Genomic DNA, 18,472 nt, shown 5'->3' with positions numbered 1-18,472 from the left:
GGGGAGCGAGGTGCCGGGCGCCGGACCGCGGCGCCGGGACGCCGTGGAGCCAGGTGCCCGGCGGCCGCGGGTGCAGCGCGTCCGGCGGGTACCAGGACGGGGGCAGGTGGAGGGTGGCCAGCACCGGCGCGCCGGGCGGGGGCAGGTATTCCGAAAAATCGATCCCGTGCAGGTGGATCAGGTCGACCGGGTGATCGCGCAGGGCCGTCGCGATGGCGGCGCGGTGGCGGGCATGGCCCCGCGCCCGGACCTCGTCGTCGATCGCCCCCTCCTCGGCCGGCACCGCGACCAGGGTGCCGGCGACCCGCGAACCGGTGCGCGCCACCACCACCGAGCGGTGGCCCGCCGCCACCAGGGCGGCGTCGAGCCGGGCCAGGACCTGCTCGGCCCCGCCGACCGCGTCGGGGCTCACCGGCGCGAACGGGTAGGCGACGCCGAGGATGGTGAGAGGCCTCACGGGATCGCCCGCGCCCCGTCCCCCCGCGGATGGCCCAGCGACAGCCGCCGCTCCGCCGCCTCCCCGTCCGGAGCCTCCGCCCCGAGGAGCGCCATCGCGGCGCGGTAGCCGTGGAGGGTGCCGGTATCGACATAGGCGCTGCCGGCGCGCACCCCGACCGCCCGGCCGCCGGCCGCGAGCCAGGCATTGACGAGGGTGCCGATATACTCGTCGCGGCACTGCCGGGCCTGCCAGAGGACGTGCAGCTCGGCGAGGATGCGGCCGGTCAGCTTGAAGGCGCCCCAGACCCAGGACGACGTGGCGTCCCGGCGCTTCACCTGGATCTCCCGCACCGCGTCGCCGTCGAGCACGACGGCGTCGAACAGCTCCGGCCGCTCGACCGGGAAGAGCAGGAAGGACAGGCCGTCCGCCGGCAGGAGCGCCAGCCCGTCATCCGGGAACCAGACCGTGTCGGGCAGGCCCACCAGCACCGGCTCGTCGGGGGCGATCAGCGGCAGGGCGCGGAAGAGCGCGTCGCACAGGCCCTCGGGGCGCGGCTGCACCACGTAGGCGATCGGCGCGGGCCCGTAGCCGGAGCCGTAATACTCGACGATGTCGGACTTGCCCGGGGCGATCACGAAGCAGATCTTGTCGGCCCCGCCGCGGATCATCCGCTCGACGATGTACTCGCTCACCGCACAGGGCCGCTCGGCCCCGTCGCGCAGGCGGCTGCCGACCGGCAGCAGCTCCTTGGAGAAGGCGAGAGGCTGGATGCGGCTGCCGCGGCCGGCGGCCGGAACGATTCCCCACATGCGGTCTCACGCCTCCATCGCGATCGGGTGCCGGGCGGTGTCGAGGAGCGCCTCCAGCTCCGCCGCGCGATGCGCGGAGGTGTGGTCGGCGAGCGTGCGGGCGCGGCCGGCCTCGGCGATGCGGCGCAAGTCCGCGTCGCTCCGGTCGAGGGCGGCGAGCACGGCGTCGGGCGTCTCGGCGAGCAGGATCTCCTCGCCCGGCCGGTAGAAGGCGTCGAGCCCGTCGAAGGCGTCGCTGATCACGGCAGCGCCGCAGGCGGTCGCCTCGAACAGGCGGCCCGAGGGGCACCAGCCCATGGCGGCCATCGCCGCCCGGGTGACGTTGAGCGTCAGGCGCGAGGAGGCGTAGAAGGCCGGGTGCTCCTGCGGGCCCAGATGGCGCACGAAGTAGATGTTGTCGGTCCAGGGAAAGTCCTGCGGGTATTGCGCCCCGCCGATCAGGAAGCGCCGGTCCCGCCGCCGCCGCGCCGGCTCGACGAGGCAGGACACGACCTTGGCCTGCCGGTCGGCGGCGTAGGTGCCGAGATAGGAGAGATCGGCGGCGTAATGCGGCTGCGGCGCCGCCGGCCGGTGCACCTCCGGATCGACATGGCCGTAGAGCGGCGCCACGCGGCCCGCGCCCAGGTCGTCGCGCAACGCGTCCAGAGCCGGCCCGCCGGTATAGCTGAGCACGAGGTCGAAGCCGCGGAACCCCTCCGGGCCGACATACTCCACCGCCTCGCCGCGGCGCAGCCGGTCGAGGGTGACGGGCGTGTCGAGGTCGTAGAACACCCGCAGGGCCTTGGCCCCCAGGACGAGGTCGGTGGCGGCCGGCGCGTCGGGACAGTAGGAGGTCACCATCGCGACGTCGGCCTGCGCCACGTCGCGGGCGGCCCCTGCGCGGATCTCCTCCCAGTCGGAGAACAGCACGAGGCGGCCGTTCGGGATCTCGGTCAGGTCGCGGTGGGGCGCATAGAAGGGCAGGTCGCGCTCGTAGAACACCACGCTGTGGCCGCGGCGGGCGAGCGCCCGGCACAGGCCCCGCCAGAGGGTCGCGTGGCCGTTGCCCCAGGACGTGCTGATCGTCAGGCCGAAGACCACGATCCTCATCGCGACGATCCGTGCCGCGGGCACGTCCCCGCCGCGATTCTCGCCGTTCCAAGCGTCCCGCCAAGCACTCCGCCAAACATCCTGGTCCCTCCGGCGCCGGGAGAGAACGCGCGCCGGCTGGATCCGTTCAGGATCTAACATTGCGGTTTCCCGGGAAGCGTGGCGGGAGGCCTCGAACCTCCCGCAGGCTCGGCCGTTGAGGGAGGTTCACCCCTGGCAGAAGGCCTCCTCCGGTTGCTCCGCGTCCTCACCTACAATGTGCGCCGCTGCCTCGGCGCCGATGGCCGGCTCGCCCCGGAGCGCATCGCCGCGGTGATCGCCGCCTGCCGGCCGGACGTGGTGGCGTTGCAGGAGCTCGATGTCGGGCGCGCCCGCAGCGGTGGGATCGACCAGGCGAAGGTGATCGCCGAACAGCTCGGCATGCGCTCGCACTTCCACCCGGCGATGCGGGTGATGGAGGAGCTCTACGGCGACGCGATCCTGACCGCCCTCCCCTCCCGGCTGGTGCGGGCGGAGGCCCTGCCGGGCCGGGCCGGGCTCGAGCCGCGTGGCGCGCTCTGGGCCGCGATCACCGCCGGCGAGACGGAGGTGCAGGTCGTCACGACGCATCTCGGCCTCGACCGGCGCGAGCGGGCCGCGCAGACCGACGCCCTCCTCGGCCCACGCTTCCTCGGCGATCCGGCCTGCCGCGACCCGGTGGTGCTGCTCGGCGACTTCAACGCCCTGCCGGGCTCGGGCATTCATCGCCGCCTCGCCGCCCGGCTGCCGGACGCGCAAGGCCCGCCGCATCGAGCCTGGGCGCGGCCGACCTTCCCGGCCCGGCTGCCGCTTCTGCGCATCGACCACGTCTTCGTCAGCCGCGGCGTCGCGGTGCGGGAGGTGCGCAGGCTGGGCGGCAGGCTCGCCCGGGTCGCCTCCGACCACCTGGCCCTCGTCGCCGACCTCGACCTCGCGCCGGCGCCCGCCCCCCGCATCTCCGTGCCCCGAGAGGAACCCGCGTGACGCACGCCCCAGGACAGACCGACGCCAGAGCCGAGGACAGGGAAGACCACTCCTCGCGCCGGCGGATCTGGACCATCATCCTCACCGTTCTCAGCGTCGCGCTCGGGGGCTACCTGCTCTACCGCACGCTCGCCGGCTACAGCCTGGGCCAGCTCGTCGAATCGGTGCGGGCGCTGCCGGCCGCCCGGCTCGCCGCCGCCGGGGGCTTCGCCGCCGCGAGCTATCTCTGCCTCACCGGGATCGACTGGCTCGCCTTGCGCGCCGCCGGCAAGCCCCTGCCCTATCGGCGGGTGGCGCTCGCGGCCTTCATCAGCCTGTCGCTCGGCCACAGCATCGGCCTGGCGGGCCTGAGCAGCGGGGCGATCCGCTACCGCTTCTATACCCGCTGGGGCCTCGGCACGGCGGATGTCGCCAAGGCGGTGCTGTTCTGCGGCGTCACGGTCGGAGTCGGCCTGATGGCGCTCGGCGCCGTCGCGGTGCTGGTCCATCCCGGCCTCGCCGGGGAGGTGACCGGCCTCGGACAGGGCGCGGTGCTGGCGGCGGGCCTCGCCTGCGCGGGCGGCGTGGCCGCCTATCTCGGCCTCGCCGCCTGGTGGCGCAAGCCGCTGACCTTCCGGCGCTGGTCGATCGAGATGCCGCCGCTCCCGCTCGCGGCCGCGCAGGTGTCCTTGGGCGCGGTGAACTTCGCCCTGGTCTCGGCCTGCCTGCACCAGGTGCTGTCGGCGGTCTCGGATGTCGGCTACCTGGCGGTGGCCTCGGTCTTCGTCATCGCCAACGCGGCGGTGCTCATCACCCACGTGCCCGGCGGCGTCGGGGTGATCGAGAGCGTGGTCGTCCACCTGCTGCCGAAGACCGACGTGATCGGCCCGCTGATCGCCTTCCGGTGCCTGTACTTCCTCGGCCCCCTGGCCCTCGGCCTCGTCGCCTTCGCGGCGACCGAGGCGGTGTTCCGGTGGCGCGATGCGGAGGGATCGGCCGCGCCGGCCCGCCCCCCTACGCCGTCCCGAACGGCCGTTCCGGGTCGAGCAGCTCGGAGCTGACCAGCGGATCGAGCAGGCCCTCCTCCTCCGGCACCTCGCAGACCCGCAAGCTGCGCGGCCCGCCCATGTGGTGCCGGATCGCCGCGATCAGGCCGTCCTGCGTGATCGCCGCGGCCATCGCGTCGGGCGCCATCCCGAGATGCTCGGCCACCAGGCGATCGCGAAGGGAGAGGAGCGCGGCGCGCTCCTCGGGGGTGCGGGCCTCGACCGCGAGGTCGCACTCGGTGTCGAGGGCGACGGAGCGGTTGTTGAGGTTCGAGGAGCCGATGCGCAGGAACCAGTCGTCGATCAGGACGAGCTTGGCGTGGACCTCGATCTCGCAATCCCCGTCGGGTCCGGGCACCACCGGATAGGCGACGAGCAGGCGCCCGAACCGGTCGGCGGCGCGCAAGGTGCGCAGCACCCGGTCGCGCGGCGTGCCCATGGCGACGCGCTCGGTGAAGTTGTGCGAGCGGCGCGTCAGCACCACCACGATCTCCGGCCCCGCCTCCGCAGCGAGATGGGCGGCGAGGGCGTCGGCGACGAAACGGGCCGTGAGGTACTGCGCCTCGAGGTAGATCGTCCCCTTCGCGGCCGCCAGGGCCGCGGCGGTGAGCGCCGCCGCCTCCTCGACCGAGGGCTCGTCGCCCTGGAGCGGCATGGTGCGGGCGATGGCGACGGGGGCGTCTGTGAGAAGCGGCGTCAGGTCCGCCGGCCAGATCGGGCCGGCGCCGCTCACCGGGGCCAGCACCTCGCCGGTGGCGGCGCGCCAGCGCTCGCGGGCGAGCTCCCCGAGCCGTATGGCCGCCTCGCCGTCCACGGCCATCTGCAGGTCGTGCACCGGCGGGTAGAGCTCGCCGTCGGGATTGGTGCGCAGGGAATCGCCCGCCCTGTGGGCGACGGTGTCCCAGCGCCCGACCGTGAGGTCGATGCCGCCCGCGAAGGCGATCCGGTCGTCGATGCAGACGAGCTTCTGGTGGTGGGCGGCGTAGAGCGGATGATGCGTGTCGAGGCGCACCTCGACGCGCGGATGCGCCTCCCACTCGGCCCCGAACAGGAGCGGCAGCGTCGCGCCCGGCCCGTGCACCGTCGCGACGCTCCAGACCAGCACCCGCACCGCGAGGTCCGGCCGCCGCGCGGCGAGGTCGCGCAGGAGCGGCCCGAGGGGCGGCGACTCCTCCGGGCTCGCATCGTGGCGCAGGCGGATGCGCCCGTCGAAGTCCCAGCCGACGATCAGGATCGAGGATCGCGCCTGGCGCAGCGCCTCCTCCAGCCGGGCGAAATACTCGGCGGAGTCGATCATCACCGCGACCCGCTCGGCCCGCGCCACGCACCAGCAGGTGCGGCCGGGCTGGAACAGGGTCTCGGTCTCGTCGCGCGCGGGTTCGATGGTCATGGGGCGCCAGTACCCTCCTGTCGGCAGCCGGGGGACGGGGCCGGAACGGCGGGGGGACCCGTCCGTTCCACGCCGGAGCCGCCGTTCCGGGATGTGCGGCCCGGCGCGAGAGACCTACCTTGGCTTTGGTGATGCCGTGAAGCCGGGTTCTGCACGGTGACCGGGAAACCCGCTCGTTCCCCCGGCACGGAAATCCGTCACGGCCCCGACGCGTGCGGCCGGGGGGCGGCAGCCCGCGCGAGAGCGAGGCGCCCGGACGCGCGGCCCCGACGGCGCGCTCACGCCGCCTGCCGCATCTCCGGCAGGCTCAGCCCCGGCAACGCCGCGAGCGCCGGCCGGGCGAACAGGTAGCCCTGGAACAGGGTGATGCCGGCTTCGCGCAGCACCGCGAGTTCCTCGGCCGTCTCGACCCCTTCGGCGATCACCGCGACGCCGAGCGACCGGGCGATGGCGATCACGCCGGACACGATCGCCTGCCGGGCGGGCGAGTCGGCGATGCCGCGGATCAGCTCCATGTCGAGCTTGATCAGGTCGGGCTGGAATTGCGCCAACAGGCCGAGGCCGGCATAGCCGGCGCCGAAATCGTCGAGAGCGGTGAGGAAGCCGCGCTGGCGGTAATCGGCGACGATGCGCTGGACATGGGCGACGTCGGCCATGCGCTCGTTCTCGGTGAACTCGAACATGATCCGCTGGTGCGCGAAGCCGATCCGCCGCGCGGCCGCGAGGGTCGCCCGGATGCAGGCCGCCGGATCGTAGACCGCGTTCGGCAGGAAGTTGATCGACAGCCGCACGTCGTCGGCCGGAAACAGCTCGCCTGCAAGCTCGATCGCCTTGGTGCGGCAGGCCTGGTCGAAGCGGTAGCGGTTGTCGTCGTCGACCTGGCCGAGGATGTATCCCGCGCCCTGCCCCTCGGTGCCCCGCACCAGGGCCTCGTAGCCCCAGACGCTCCCCTTTCCGAGGTCCACGATCGGGTGGAACGCCATCGTGAAGGTGAAGGGCAGCGGCTCGCTGCTCCTGCACTGCCCGCATCCGCTCATCATGCCTCTCCGGCCCGGTCGGGGGGTACTCTGCCGGAGCTTGCTTCACGCAATCCTAAATCGGCGCGGCGGATGCGCGGTCGAGTCGACATTCCCGTTTGCGCCCTACCTCTGTGGCACGGCATTGACCCACAGGACCACGGCGATCCGGTCGGGAGACGGGTTGCGGTAGCGGTGCGGGCGCCGGCTGGCGAAGCGGAAGCTGTCGCCGGGCCCGAGCTCCGCCGTCGTGCCCTCCACCGTCAGGACGAGAGCCCCCTCCATCACCAGCCCGGCCTCCTCGCCGTCATGGATCAGGGGCTCGTCGCCGGTGCCGGCGCCGGGCGCGAGCTGCATCAGGAACAGGCTGAGCGCCCCGTCTCCCTGGGTGAGGAGCTGCTTGGAGATGCCGGCGCGCCAGAGGGTGAGCGCCGCCCGCTCGCCGGCCCTCGTGACGATGCCGTCGTCCGGGGTGCCCGCATTCCCGCCGAAAAGGGCGCCGAGGCCGACCCCGAGCAGGTCGGCGACCTGGGTCAGGACCCGCAGGGACGGCGACGACAATCCGCGCTCCACTTGGCTGAGATAGCCGATCGACAGCCCCGTCGATGCCGCCACCGCCTTCAGCGATAGGCCGCGCTCCTGCCGGAGCGTGCGCAGCCGCTGCCCGACCGCGAGGTCGGCCGCCAAGGGCTCGGCAGCCAAGGGCTCGGCAGCCGGGCGCTCGGCCGACTGCCCGTTTCGTCGTCGATCCGCCGCCTGTTTCATGTGCATGAAATTCGATTGCATGATGCAACGAATTATGGCCAGATGTTCATGTCAATGAAATTTAAGCGGCGCGGTGGCCAGCCGCACAAAGCCGGCAGGGGGAGCAGGATGATGAGGCGTCTGATTCGGGCCGCGAGCGCGGCCCTGGTGCTGCTCGCGAGTTCCGCCCTGGCCCGCCCCGCCCTGGCGCAGGAGACGGTCCGGGTCGGCTCGACGCCGACCGGCGTCCCCTTCACCTTCCTCGACACCAAGACCAACGCCATCCAGGGCGTGATGGTGGACGTGATCACCGCCATCGGCAAGCAGGCCGGCTTTTCGGTGCAGATCGAGCCGCTCCAGTTCTCGAGCCTGATCGCGGCGCTGACGGCCAAGAAGATCGACGCGATCTCGGCCGCGATGTTCATCACGGCCCCGCGCCAGGAGGTGATCGCGTTCTCCGCGCCGGTCTACGCCTATGGCGAGGGGATGGTGGTGCCGAAGGCCGACACCAAGGCCTACACCGCCTTCTCCGACCTCAAGGGCGAGACGGTGGGTGCCCAGGTCGGCACCGCCTTCGTCGACGCGCTCAAGAAATCGGGCCAGTTCGCCGACGTGAAGGTCTACGACACGTTCCCGGACATGCTGCGGGACGTCAATGCCGGCCGGGTCAAGGCGATCTTCGCCGACGCGCCGATCATTGCCTACAACCTCAAGAGCGGCAATTTCCCCAACGCCCACCTCGTCGCGTCGTACAAGCCGGTGGTCGTCGGCTCGGTCGGCATCGGCGTGCGCAAGGACGACACCGCCCTCCTGGCGAAGATCAATGCGGGCCTCGCCAAGATCAAGGAGAACGGCGAACTGGCCAAGATCCTGGAGAAGTGGGGCCTGCAGCCCTCGGTGAACCCCTCCTGATCGGGTGACGCCGTCCCATGGACAGCTTCCTGTCTGACGCCCGCGAGTTCGTTCCGATCCTGCTCCAGGGCGTGTGGCTGACGATCCTGATCACGGCGGGCTCGCTCGTGGTCTCGACCGCGCTCGGCCTCGTCTGGGCGATGATGCGGGTCTCGGGCGTGCGCGCCCTGTCGTTCTTCGCCGCCACCTTCATCAACGTGATCCGGGGCATCCCGATCATCGTGCAGCTGTTCTACATCTATTTCGTGCTGCCGGATTTCGGGCTGTCGCTCACGGCGGTGCAGGCCGGCGTGCTCGGCCTCGGCCTCGCCTACTCGGCCTACCAGGCGGAGAACTTCCGCGCCGCCATCGAGGCGATCGACAAGGGCCAGGTCGAGGCGGCGCAGACCATCGGCATGGGCTGGGGCCTGACCATGCGGCGGGTGCTGCTGCCGCAGGCCTTCCGCACCGCGCTGCCGCCCTTCGGCAACGTGATGATCATGATGCTGAAGGATTCGTCGCAGGCCTCGACCATCACGGTCGCCGAGCTGGCGCTCCAGGGCAAGCTCATCGCCTCGGCGACCTTCAAGAACACCAGCGTCTTCACCCTGGTGGCACTGATGTACCTGACCTTGAGCCTGCCCTTGATCCTGATCGTGCGCCACTTCGAGAAGCAGGCCGGCCGGCGATGATCGTGCTCGACGACGTCCGCAAGTCCTACGGGGCGCTGCCCGTCCTCAAGGGCATCACCGCGCAGGTGAGGAAGGGCGAGGTGGTCTGCGTGATCGGGCCGTCGGGCTCGGGCAAGTCGACGGTGCTGCGCTGCATCAACGGGCTCGAATCCTACGACGGCGGCACGATCACCGTGAATGGCCGCCGGGTCGACCGGGCCGACCGCTCGATCCGCGCCGTCCGGGTCCAGGTCTCGATGGTGTTCCAGCGCTTCAACCTGTTCCCGCATCGCACGGCGCTCGAGAACGTCATCGAGGGGCCGATCTACGTGAAGGGCGAGGACCGCAAGGAGGCGACGGAGCGCGGCCGGGCGCTCCTCGCCCGGGTCGGCCTCGCCGGCAAGGAGGAGGCGCATCCGCCGCGGCTCTCCGGCGGCCAGCAGCAGCGGGTCGCCATCGCCCGGGCGCTCGCCATGCGGCCCGACGCGATCCTGTTCGACGAGCCGACCTCGGCCCTCGACCCGGAGCTCGTCGGCGAGGTGCTGGGCACGATGCGCGGGCTCGCCGAGGAGGGCATGACCATGATGGTCGTGACCCACGAGATGAGCTTCGCCCGCGAGGTCGCCGACCGGGTGCTGTTCCTCGACGGCGGCGTGATCGTTGAGGAAGGCCCGGCCCGCGAGGTGCTGGGCCGCCCGCAGCAGCCCCGCACCCAGGATTTCCTGAAGCGGGTGCTGAACCCGCTGTGACGAGCGTTTCGCGATGACAGACCCCTTCCCCCTCGGGCCGGCCCTCTGGGCGACCACCGCCGTGCCCCCGCCCGCGACGGCACCGCTGACGGAATCCGGCCGGGCCGAGGTGGTGGTGATCGGCGGCGGCTTCTGCGGCCTGTCGACGGCGCTCCACCTCGCCGAGGCCGGGCTGAAACCCGTGGTGCTGGAAGCCCGCGAGATCGGCTTCGGCGGCTCGGGCCGCAACGGCGGCCAGGTGATCCCGGGGCTCAAGCACGATCCGGACGAACTGGTGCAGATGTTCGGCCCGGAGCGCGGCGAGCGCCTCGCGGCGTTCGGGGCCGGCACCGCCGACGCGGTGTTCGACCTCATCGCCAAGCACCGGATGGACGTGCCCCACACCCGCACCGGCTGGATCCAGGGCGCCCATACCGAGGAGGGCCTGGCCCAGGCCGAGCGGCGGGCGGAGCAATGGGCGCGCCGCGGCGCGCCCGCGCGCCTCCTCGACAAGGCCGAGGCCGGCCGGCTGATCGGCTCCGAGCGCTACCTGGGGGGCTGGCTCGACGGGCGCGGCGGCGCGGTCCAGCCGCTCTCCTATGCCCGCGGCCTCGCGAAGGCGGCGCTGGCGGCCGGCGCGCGGATCCACACCGACACGCCCGTGACCGGCCTGTCGCGGCAGGGCGAGACCTGGACGGTCAGGACGGCCGCCGGCCCGAGCCTGGCCACCGGGCGGGTGGTTTTGTGCACCAACGGCTATTCGGGCGACCTGTGGCCGTCCTTGCGCAAGACCATCATCGCGGCGAACTCGTTTCAGGTCGCCACGACCCCGCTCTCCGACAACCTGCGCCGCACGGTGCTGCCGGAGGGCCAGGTCTCCTCCGACACGCGCAAGCTCCTCCTCTATTTCCGCCTCGACCATACCGGCCGGCTGCTGCTCGGCGGGCGCGGGCCGTTCCGCGAGCCGAAGGGCCAGAGCGACTGGGCGCATCTGGAGCGGATCGTCCCGAAGCTGTTTCCGCAACTCGCCGGCATCGGCTTCGACCATCGCTGGTGCGGCCGGGTCGCGGTCACCCGGGACTACCTGCCCCACCTGCACGCGCCGGAACCCGGCCTCCTCATCGATATCGGCTGCCAGGGCCGCGGCGTCGGCCTCCAGACCCGCATGGGCCAGGCGATCGCCGCCTTCATCGCCCGGGACGAGGCCGACGCGCTGCCGATCGCCCCGACGCCGATCACGCCGCTGCCGCTGCACGGCCTGCACCGGCTCTACGCCTCGGCGGTGGTGGCGTGGTACCGGCTGCAGGACGGAGGGCTGTGAGGAGCCCGCCCGTCCACGTCGTCGAACCGTATTGATCGATCGGGAGCCCGCAGAGCGGACAGGGTTCCTCAGGGTCAGTACAAGCTATGTGCGCCGCCGGCGGAATCGACGTCGTCCCCTCCTCGCCGATATCCCGTTGCCGGCCCGGAGGCTCCGCCGCACGGTCTTCACCGCTTCTTAAAGCTCGCAGGCGCATAGCGGATCGTTCGCCGCATCGAGCAGACGAGAGCCGTGGGCCCGACGATCGACTCTCCGCCGGCCGGCGCCTCGCACGGCCGCTCCTTCCGGATCGTGATCGCGTCCGCCGGAATGCTGGCGGCGTTGATCGCGGTGTCCGCGGGGCTGCTGGTGCGCAACCTTCACGAGCACGCGATCACCGAGACGGAGCGCAACCTCTCCGGTCTCGCCACGGTGCTCGCCGACCAGGCCGACCGGGCGCTGCAATCGATCGAGCTGGTCCAGGACAGCGTGATCGGCGAGTTCCGGGCCGCCGGCCTCGCCAGCGACGAGGACTATGCCGCGCTGGCCGGCCAGCACTCGCTGCACGAGGCGCTGAAGACGCGCATCGCCGCCCTGCCGCAGGTGAACGCCGTCACGGTGATCGACCGGCACGGCAAGCTCCTGAACTTCAGCCGCTACTGGCCGATCCCGGCGGTCAACATCGCCGACCGGGAGTATTTCAAGGTCATGGCGGCCGATCCAGCCCTCGAACGTGCCGTCAGCAATCCGGTGCAGAACCGCGGCGACGGAGCCTGGACGATCTACATCGCCCGCAAGGTCCGGGCGCCGGACGGGAGGTTCCTCGGCCTGGTGCTCGGCGCCGTCGAACTCGGCTACTTCGAGCGGCTCTACGCGGCGATCGCTCCGGGCCGCGACTACGCGGTCGCGATCCTCCGGAACGACGGCATGCTGCTCGTCCGCCACCCCCGGCGCGACGACAGCGTCGGGCGGACCTTCGCGAATACGGCAGCCCTGCGGATCACCGGTGCGAACCCGGCCGGCGGCGTGATGCGCGCCGTCAGCCCGGTCGACGGGATCGACCGGATCTCCGGCGCCCGGGCGCTGGCTCGCTACCCGCTGACCCTCAGCGTCAACCGCACCGCGGAGGCGAGCCTCGCCAGCTGGCGCCAGCAGGCGTGGATCATCGGCACGGCCGCCCTGCTGCTCGACTTCGGCCTCGCCGGGCTGGTGCTGCTCGGCCTGCGTCGGACGCGCTCGCAGGAGCGCCTCGCCGAGGCCGAGGCCGCCCGCTCCGCAGCCGAGGCGCGGGAGCGGGGCGAGCGGGCGCTCGGCGTCCAGCGGGCGAAGTTCGGCATCGCCCTCGACCACATGACCCAGGGCCTGTGCCTGTTCGACCGCGACGACCGGCTGATCGTGATGAACACCCGCTACGCGCAGCTGCACGCCGTACCGGACGGCCTGCGCCGGCCGGGCACGCCGCTCGCCGCGCTCCTCGACCACCTGGCGGCGGACCGGACGCGGGCGGCCCTGGTGGCGGCGGTTCGCCGCCGCATCGCCGCCGGCGGTCCGGCGGGCTTCACCTGCGACCTGTCCGACGGCCGCGCCATCGCGGTCGTGCACGTGCCCGTGCCGGGGGGCGGCTGGATCTGCACGCACGAGGACGTGAGCGAGCGACGCCGCAACGAGGCGCGCATCGCCCACATGGCCGGCCATGACGCCCTGACGGGGCTGCCGAACCGCGCACAGCTGCAGGAGCGCCTCGACGCGGCGCTGGCGGAGCGCGGCGCCGACGAGGCGGTGAGCGTGCTCTGCCTCGACCTCGACGGCTTCAAGGACGTCAACGACACCTACGGCCACCCGGTCGGCGACGAGCTGCTGCGGCTCGTGGCGCGGCGCCTGCGGGAGGCGGTCGGCACCACCGCGCTCGTCGGGCGTCTCGGCGGCGACGAGTTCGCGGTGATCCGCTGCGCCCCCTCCCACCCGGCCGGCGTGGCGGCACTCGCCGAGCGGATCGTGCGGCTCTTGCGGCAGCCCTTCGACGTCCAGGGCCACGAGGTCGGCATCGGCACCTCGATCGGCGTCGCGATGACGGAGGAATCCGGCATGACCACCGCCGAGTTGCAGCGCCGGGCCGACGTCGCGCTCTACCAGGCGAAATCCTCGGGGCGGAACGGCTGGCAGTTCTTCGACCCGGCGATGGATGCCGACCTCCAGCGCCGCCGCCAGCTCGGCGCCGACCTGCGCATCGCCCTGGCCGAGGGACAGTTCGACCTCCACTACCAGCCGATCGTCGCCGCCGACGGGTCGGGCTTGCGCGCCCGCGAGGCGCTGCTGCGCTGGCGCCACCCGCGCGACGGCTCTATCAGCCCGGGCGAGTTCATCCCGATCGCCGAGGCGACCGGGCAGATCCGCGACCTCGGCGCCTGGGCGCTCGCCCGGGCCTGCACCGATGCCGCCGGCTGGCCGGCGGACGTCAAGGTGGCGGTGAACCTCTCCCCGGCGCAGTTCGTCGGCGACGGCCTCGTCGAGGAGGTGGCGGCCGCGCTCGAGGCGAGCGGCCTGCCGCCCGCGCGGCTCGAACTCGAGATCACCGAATCGGTGCTGCTCCAGGACGACGACGCCACGCTGGCGATCCTGCACCGGTTGCGCGCCCTCGGGGTCGGCACCGCGATGGACGATTTCGGCACCGGCTATTCCAGCTTGAGCTACCTGCGCCGCTTCCCCTTCGACAAGATCAAGATCGACCGGTGCTTCGTGCAGGATCTCGGGCAGCAGGACGGCAGCGGCGCCATCGTCCGCGCCACGATCGGCCTCGGCAAGGCGCTCGGCATGATCGTGCTGGCCGAGGGTGTCGAGACCGAGGCGCAGGCCGCGATCCTGCGCGAGGCGGGTTGCGACGAGCTGCAGGGCTACCTGTTCGGCCGGCCCTGCCCGGTCGAGGCGCTGCCGGACATCGAGGGGCTGGGTGGAGGGGTGTCGGCGGCCGCCTGATCCCCTATCCCCGCAACGCCCGCTCGATCATCGCCGCCACGGCCAGCGCCCGGCCGTCGTCGCCGAACCGGGCGATCACCTGCACGCCGACCGGGAGGCCGGCCGGGTTGCGCGAGACCGGCAGGGTGACGCAGGGCACGCCCATCAGGGTCCAGAGCCGGTTGAAGCGCGAATCGCCGGTCTGGTCGAGGCCGGCCGGCGCCGCGCCAGGCGCCGCATAGGTCAGGAGCACGTCGACGCCGTCCTCGGAGAAGACGTCCTTCAGGCCGCGGCGGGCATGGTGGGCGGTGCGGCGCGCCTCGTCGTAGGCCGCGGTCTCGATACCTTGCGCCGCGTCGAGGGCGGCGCGCAGGCGCGGCGGCAGGGCATCGCGGTGGGTGGCGTATTCCCAGGCGAGCGCCTGGCGCGCCTCGTAATCCTGGAGCGTGCCGTGGGCCGCGAAGGCCTCGCCGAAGGAGGCCGGCAGGGTGAGGTCGCGGATCGCCGCGCCGGCCCGCTCGGCGGCCTGCGCCGCGCAGGCGAGGGCGGCCTCCGCCTCCGGCTCGGGGGCGGCGCAGAATTCCTGGCGCAGGATCCCGATGCGGGGCGCGCCGGACTCGCCGGTGCGCGCGATGGCCGGCCGGTCGGCGAGCAGCGCCAGCGCGTGGGCGGCGTCCGCCACGCCGGCCGCGAACAGGCCGAGCGTGTCGAGGGCCCAGGAATAGCACTTCACCCCCACCGTCGGCAGCAGCCGGAACGACGGCTTGACCCCGACGACGCCGCAGAACGCCGCCGGGCGGATGATCGAGCCTCCCGTCTGGGTGCCGAGCGCCAGCGGCAGCATCCCGGCCGCCACCGCGGCGGCCGAGCCGGCGGAGGAGCCGCCGGGGGTGTGGCCGGGATTGTGCGGGTTGCGGGTCGCGGTGGGGTCGAGGAAGGCGAAGGGCGTGGTGGTGGTCTTGGCGAGCGGCACCGCGCCGAGGCGCTTCAGCCGCGCCACCACCGGGGCGTCGGCACGCGGGCGCCAGCCCTCGTAGATGGGAGAGCCCATCCGGGTCGGCAGGTCGGCGGTGTCGATGATGTCCTTGACCCCGACCGCGATCCCCGCGAGCGGACCCTCGGCCGGGATCGCCGGGGCGGGATCGACGCAGACCAGGGCGCCGACCTCCGGCTCGCGGGCCGCGATCGCCTCGCGCGCGAGGCCGACCGCCCCCTCGGGCGTCAGCCGGCCGGCATCTATTCGGGCGCAGAGGTCGAGGAGCGAGAGCATCGGGCCGTCCGGGCGGGAGGAGTCGGGTGAACGACTTTGTAAGCGCATTATGGCTGTGTGTTCCAGAACACGATGCGAGGCCTGTTCGCGTTGCGGCCGGGGGTCGGCTTCGGCTAAACCGGCGCCGTTCATCCGCCGCGCGGCCGCCTGGGGCGGATCAGGCCGACGCGGCGGGGCGCCGAACAGCCGGCCTCCTTCACCGGCATCCTTCGCGAGAGAGCCCGTGACCTTTCCCTCCGCCCTGTCCCTGCGAGCCCAAGGAATCCCGATTCGTGCCATGCCCGCCCCCCGGGCCGTCTCGCGCCTCGGGCGCCTGTTCGGCCGCGGGCGCGGAGCCGAGGCGGCGGAGCGGGACGGCGCCGCCGACGGGTTCGGCGGACCCGGCATCCTGGCGGTCGCCGGCCTCAAGAAGAGCTACGGCGCCCGCACGGTGGTGCACGATGCCGGCCTGACCGTGCGCAACGGCGAGGCGGTCGGCCTGCTCGGCCCCAACGGCGCCGGCAAGACCACGATCTTCTACATGATCACCGGCCTCGTCTCGGCCGATCGCGGCACGATCAGCCTCGACGGGCACGAGATCACCCGGCTGCCGATGTACCAGCGCGCCCGGCTCGGCATCGGCTACCTGCCGCAGGAGGCCTCGATCTTCCGCGGCCTCAACGTCGAGGACAACATCCGGGCGGTGCTCGAGGTGGTCGAGCCCGACCGCAAGACCCGCGAGCGCAAGCTCGATTCGCTCCTCGAGGAGTTCAACATCACCCGCCTGCGCAAGTCGCCCTCGATCGCGCTCTCGGGCGGCGAGCGGCGGCGCTGCGAGATCGCCCGGGCGCTCGCCTCCTCACCGTCCTTCATGCTGCTCGACGAGCCCTTCGCGGGCATCGACCCGATCGCGGTCGGCGACATCCAGGAACTGGTGATGCACCTCAAGGGCCGCGGCATCGGCGTGCTCATCACCGACCACAACGTGCGCGAGACGCTCGGCCTGATCGACCGGGCCTACATCGTGCATTCGGGCCGAATCCTCACCGAGGGGACGCCCGACGAGATCGTGGCCAACGAGGACGTGCGGCGACTGTATCTGGGCGAGGACTTTCGCTTGTAAACGGTGCGGGCTGCACCGAAAGCCCGATGGTCTCCGCTCTGATCGTCCTTCCCTCGACCTCATCCTGAGGTCGCGGAAGGGATGTCGGTTCGCACCCGACAACCTGCGGGAGAGGGATTGGACAATCGCAGACGGGAGCGACCAGGAGGTGTTCTGCCCCTGGGACGATCTTCTCCTGAGCCGTCATGCCGGCCGCTCCCCCTCCCCTTGCGTCCCGGCTACGGCGAGCCTTTTTCCACTGGCGCACCACCCCGCCCTGCGCCACGCTCGGGCCGGACCGCGCCGAGCCCGCACGATCGCTTTGACGCGTGTCACGCTTCGGTTTAAAGCTGCTTCCGGATGTCTGAAGCAAGACTTGTGCCGACCCTGGCCGGAACCGGGGCGTCGCATGGCGGGGCTGGCTGATGGGATTGCTGCAACGGCTCGAGATGCGTCAGGGCCAGGCCCTGGTGATGACGCCGCAACTCCTGCAGGCGATCAAGCTACTGCAGCTCTCCCATCTCGACCTCGCCGCCTATGTCGATGCCGAGCTGGAGCGCAACCCGCTCCTGGAGCGGGCCGACGTCGAGGCTCCGGAGGCGGGCGAGTCCCGCGGCGAGGCGGCCGAGCCCGGCGGGGGCGAGAGCGACGGGTTCGACGGCGAGGCGGCCGAGCCCTGGCTCGCCCACGACCTGAATCCGAGCCGCAGCGAGATCGAGGGCGACCTCGGCACCCGCCTCGACAACGTGTTCCCCGACGACGGTCCCGTGGGGCGCGAGGCCCCGGCGGCGGAGGGCGAGGGGCTGTCGCTCACCCCCGCCCCCTGGAGCGGCACCGGCGGCAGCTTCGACGGCGAGGCGCCGGATTTCGAGGCGACGCTCACCAGCGAATCCTCGCTGCACGAGCACCTCTCGGCCCAGCTCGACCTCGCCACGCGCGATCCCGTCGAGCGGCTGGTCGGCGGCTTCCTGGTCGATGCCATCGACGAGGCCGGCTACCTGCGCGAGGACCTGGCCGCCCTCGCCGAGCGCCTCGGCGTCGGCCTGCCGGTGGTCGAGCGGGTGCTGGGCCTGGTCCAGGCCTTCGACCCCTCGGGCGTCGGCGCCCGCGATCTCGCCGAGTGCCTGGCGATCCAGCTGCGCGAGCAGGACCGGTTCGATCCGGCGATGCAGGCGCTGGTCTCGCGCCTCGACCTCGTCGCCAAGCGCGACTTCGCGGGTTTGCGGCGCCTGTGCGGGGTCGACGACGAGGATCTGGCGGACATGCTCTCCGAGCTGCGCCGCCTCGATCCCAAGCCCGGCCGCGCCTTCGGCGCCGGCCCGGTCGAGGTGCTGGTGCCGGACGTGTTCGTGCGCCCGGCACCCGACGGCTCCTGGCTCGTCGAGCTGAACAGCGAGGCCCTGCCTCGGGTGCTGGTCAACCAGAGCTACTACGCCACCGTCTCGCGCGGGGCGACGACCGAGACCGACAAGGCCTTCCTGTCGGAATGCCTCCAGACCGCCAACTGGCTCACCCGCAGCCTGGAGCAGCGCGCCCGCACCATCCTGAAGGTGGCGAGCGAGATCGTGCGCCAGCAGGACGGGTTCTTCGTCAACGGCGTCGCCTGCCTGCGGCCGCTCAACCTGAAGACCGTCGCCGACGCGATCGGCATGCACGAATCCACCGTCTCGCGCGTGACCTCGAACAAGTCGATCGGCACCAGCCGCGGCACCTTCGAGATGAAGTATTTCTTCACCGCGGCGATTCCCGGGGCGGCCGGCGCGGCGGCCCATTCCTCGGAAGCCGTGCGCCACCGCATCAAGCAGCTCATCGACGCGGAAGCCGACGACGTGCTGTCGGACGACGCCCTGGTGCAGCGCCTGCGCGGCGAGGGCGTCGACATCGCCCGCCGCACCGTGGCGAAATACCGGGAATCCCTGCGCATCCCCTCCTCGATCGAGCGCCGGCGCGAGCGCGCCGCGATGCCGGCGCGCTGAGCGCGGCCGGCCCATGGCGCGACCGGTCTCGGGCGGGCATGCTCCGAAAGGCCCCTGCCCCAACTGAGCCGGCTTCGTTGACTTCGCGT

At 72.5% G+C, this 18,472-nt stretch carries 16 protein-coding genes; 9 read left to right on the top strand and 7 right to left on the bottom strand.

The window, feature by feature from the left end:
- The 3 genes from VQ03_RS15700 to VQ03_RS15690 all read right to left on the bottom strand — a co-directional run.
- The coding region (locus VQ03_RS15700) for a glycosyltransferase (protein WP_048451826.1) at positions 1 to 457 on the bottom strand (457 nt) is incomplete at its 3' end.
- Positions 454 to 1,248 carry a nucleotidyltransferase family protein gene (locus tag VQ03_RS15695; RefSeq protein ID WP_048451825.1) on the bottom strand — a complete coding sequence of 265 codons (795 nt, stop codon included), beginning with the start codon at positions 1,246 to 1,248 and terminating at the stop codon, positions 454 to 456. The genes VQ03_RS15695 and VQ03_RS15700, both read right to left, overlap by 4 nt.
- A 6-nt stretch (positions 1,249 to 1,254) precedes the next feature.
- The gene (locus VQ03_RS15690; protein ID WP_048451824.1) at positions 1,255 to 2,337 is read right to left on the bottom strand and encodes a CgeB family protein; all 1,083 of its coding nucleotides are present in this window, start codon (positions 2,335 to 2,337) and stop codon (positions 1,255 to 1,257) included.
- Between the two features lie 234 nt (positions 2,338 to 2,571).
- Between VQ03_RS15690 and VQ03_RS15685 the strand changes: the two genes are divergently transcribed.
- Together VQ03_RS15685 and VQ03_RS15680 are read left to right on the top strand one after the other, a co-directional pair.
- The gene (locus VQ03_RS15685; RefSeq protein ID WP_048451823.1) at positions 2,572 to 3,339 is read left to right on the top strand and encodes an endonuclease/exonuclease/phosphatase family protein; all 768 of its coding nucleotides are present in this window, start codon (positions 2,572 to 2,574) and stop codon (positions 3,337 to 3,339) included.
- The gene (locus VQ03_RS15680; protein ID WP_083468032.1) at positions 3,336 to 4,379 is read left to right on the top strand and encodes a lysylphosphatidylglycerol synthase transmembrane domain-containing protein; all 1,044 of its coding nucleotides are present in this window, start codon (positions 3,336 to 3,338) and stop codon (positions 4,377 to 4,379) included. Before VQ03_RS15685 ends, VQ03_RS15680 begins: the two co-directional genes overlap by 4 nt.
- Here the strand turns inward: VQ03_RS15680 and VQ03_RS15675 are convergent.
- The 3 genes from VQ03_RS15675 to VQ03_RS15665 all read right to left on the bottom strand — a co-directional run bounded on the left by VQ03_RS15675 (position 4,333) and on the right by VQ03_RS15665 (position 7,535).
- Positions 4,333 to 5,754, bottom strand: a complete 1,422-nt coding sequence (locus tag VQ03_RS15675; protein WP_048451822.1) for a phospholipase D-like domain-containing protein — start codon at positions 5,752 to 5,754, stop codon at positions 4,333 to 4,335. The two genes, VQ03_RS15680 and VQ03_RS15675, sit on opposite strands and share 47 nt — an antisense overlap.
- Before the next feature lie 278 nt (positions 5,755 to 6,032).
- Entirely contained in the window at positions 6,033 to 6,794 is a 762-nt protein-coding gene (locus VQ03_RS15670) for an EAL domain-containing protein (protein ID WP_048451821.1), read from the bottom strand.
- A 102-nt stretch (positions 6,795 to 6,896) separates the two neighbouring features.
- Positions 6,897 to 7,535 carry a cupin domain-containing protein gene (locus VQ03_RS15665; protein WP_048451831.1) on the bottom strand — a complete coding sequence of 213 codons (639 nt, stop codon included), beginning with the start codon at positions 7,533 to 7,535 and terminating at the stop codon, positions 6,897 to 6,899.
- Positions 7,536 to 7,646: 111 nt separating this feature from the next.
- Between VQ03_RS15665 and VQ03_RS15660 the strand changes: the two genes are divergently transcribed.
- From VQ03_RS15660 to VQ03_RS15640, 5 genes are all read left to right on the top strand, one after another.
- Positions 7,647 to 8,426, top strand: a complete 780-nt coding sequence (locus VQ03_RS15660) for an ABC transporter substrate-binding protein (RefSeq protein ID WP_048451830.1) — start codon at positions 7,647 to 7,649, stop codon at positions 8,424 to 8,426.
- Between the two features lie 17 nt (positions 8,427 to 8,443).
- Positions 8,444 to 9,097: an amino acid ABC transporter permease gene (locus VQ03_RS15655; protein WP_048451820.1), complete on the top strand. Its 654-nt coding sequence runs from the start codon at positions 8,444 to 8,446 to the stop codon at positions 9,095 to 9,097.
- Positions 9,094 to 9,825: an amino acid ABC transporter ATP-binding protein gene (locus tag VQ03_RS15650; protein WP_048451819.1), complete on the top strand. Its 732-nt coding sequence runs from the start codon at positions 9,094 to 9,096 to the stop codon at positions 9,823 to 9,825. The genes VQ03_RS15655 and VQ03_RS15650 overlap by 4 nt, the downstream gene beginning before the upstream one ends.
- Positions 9,826 to 9,838: 13 nt before the next feature.
- Positions 9,839 to 11,125 (top strand): NAD(P)/FAD-dependent oxidoreductase, encoded by a 1,287-nt coding sequence (locus VQ03_RS15645; RefSeq protein WP_048451818.1) that lies wholly within the window; start codon positions 9,839 to 9,841, stop codon positions 11,123 to 11,125.
- A 231-nt stretch (positions 11,126 to 11,356) separates the two neighbouring features.
- On the top strand, positions 11,357 to 14,077 hold the full coding sequence (locus tag VQ03_RS15640) for a bifunctional diguanylate cyclase/phosphodiesterase (RefSeq protein ID WP_048451817.1): 2,721 nt from the start codon (positions 11,357 to 11,359) through the stop codon (positions 14,075 to 14,077).
- A 4-nt stretch (positions 14,078 to 14,081) separates the two neighbouring features.
- Here the strand turns inward: VQ03_RS15640 and VQ03_RS15635 are convergent, their stop codons facing one another.
- The gene (locus VQ03_RS15635; RefSeq protein ID WP_048451816.1) at positions 14,082 to 15,326 is read right to left on the bottom strand and encodes an amidase; all 1,245 of its coding nucleotides are present in this window, start codon (positions 15,324 to 15,326) and stop codon (positions 14,082 to 14,084) included.
- 277 nt (positions 15,327 to 15,603) lie between these two features.
- Between VQ03_RS15635 and lptB the strand changes: the two genes are divergently transcribed.
- On the top strand, positions 15,604 to 16,428 hold the full coding sequence (gene lptB, locus VQ03_RS15630) for an LPS export ABC transporter ATP-binding protein (RefSeq protein WP_167376104.1): 825 nt from the start codon (positions 15,604 to 15,606) through the stop codon (positions 16,426 to 16,428).
- Positions 16,429 to 16,832: 404 nt separating this feature from the next.
- A complete protein-coding gene (gene rpoN / locus VQ03_RS15625) occupies positions 16,833 to 18,383 on the top strand; it encodes an RNA polymerase factor sigma-54 (RefSeq protein ID WP_048451814.1) in 1,551 nt (516 codons plus the stop codon).
- Positions 18,384 to 18,472: the final 89 nt, after the last annotated feature.

This window comes from Methylobacterium tarhaniae (genome assembly GCF_001043955.1).
Taxonomy (GTDB): domain Bacteria; phylum Pseudomonadota; class Alphaproteobacteria; order Rhizobiales; family Beijerinckiaceae; genus Methylobacterium; species Methylobacterium tarhaniae.
Note: the sequence above shows the minus strand (reverse complement) of the source record. Positions and strands in the feature narration are given on the sequence as shown.

Bases quoted from the DNA above. Each gene is read 5' to 3' on its own strand.
- VQ03_RS15660 (WP_048451830.1), top strand. From the start codon at position 7,647: ATGAGGCGTCTGATTCGGGCCGCGAGCGCGGCCCTGGTGCTGCTCGCG.
- VQ03_RS15655 (WP_048451820.1), top strand. From the start codon at position 8,444: ATGGACAGCTTCCTGTCTGACGCCCGCGAGTTCGTTCCGATCCTGCTC.
- VQ03_RS15650 (WP_048451819.1), top strand. From the start codon at position 9,094: ATGATCGTGCTCGACGACGTCCGCAAGTCCTACGGGGCGCTGCCCGTC.
- VQ03_RS15670 (WP_048451821.1), bottom strand. From the start codon at position 6,794: ATGATGAGCGGATGCGGGCAGTGCAGGAGCAGCGAGCCGCTGCCCTTC.
- rpoN (WP_048451814.1), top strand. From the start codon at position 16,833: ATGGGATTGCTGCAACGGCTCGAGATGCGTCAGGGCCAGGCCCTGGTG.
- VQ03_RS15635 (WP_048451816.1), bottom strand. From the start codon at position 15,326: ATGCTCTCGCTCCTCGACCTCTGCGCCCGAATAGATGCCGGCCGGCTG.
- VQ03_RS15665 (WP_048451831.1), bottom strand. From the start codon at position 7,535: ATGAAACAGGCGGCGGATCGACGACGAAACGGGCAGTCGGCCGAGCGC.
- VQ03_RS15645 (WP_048451818.1), top strand. From the start codon at position 9,839: ATGACAGACCCCTTCCCCCTCGGGCCGGCCCTCTGGGCGACCACCGCC.
- VQ03_RS15690 (WP_048451824.1), bottom strand. From the start codon at position 2,337: ATGAGGATCGTGGTCTTCGGCCTGACGATCAGCACGTCCTGGGGCAAC.
- lptB (WP_167376104.1), top strand. From the start codon at position 15,604: ATGCCCGCCCCCCGGGCCGTCTCGCGCCTCGGGCGCCTGTTCGGCCGC.
- VQ03_RS15675 (WP_048451822.1), bottom strand. From the start codon at position 5,754: ATGACCATCGAACCCGCGCGCGACGAGACCGAGACCCTGTTCCAGCCC.
- VQ03_RS15695 (WP_048451825.1), bottom strand. From the start codon at position 1,248: ATGTGGGGAATCGTTCCGGCCGCCGGCCGCGGCAGCCGCATCCAGCCT.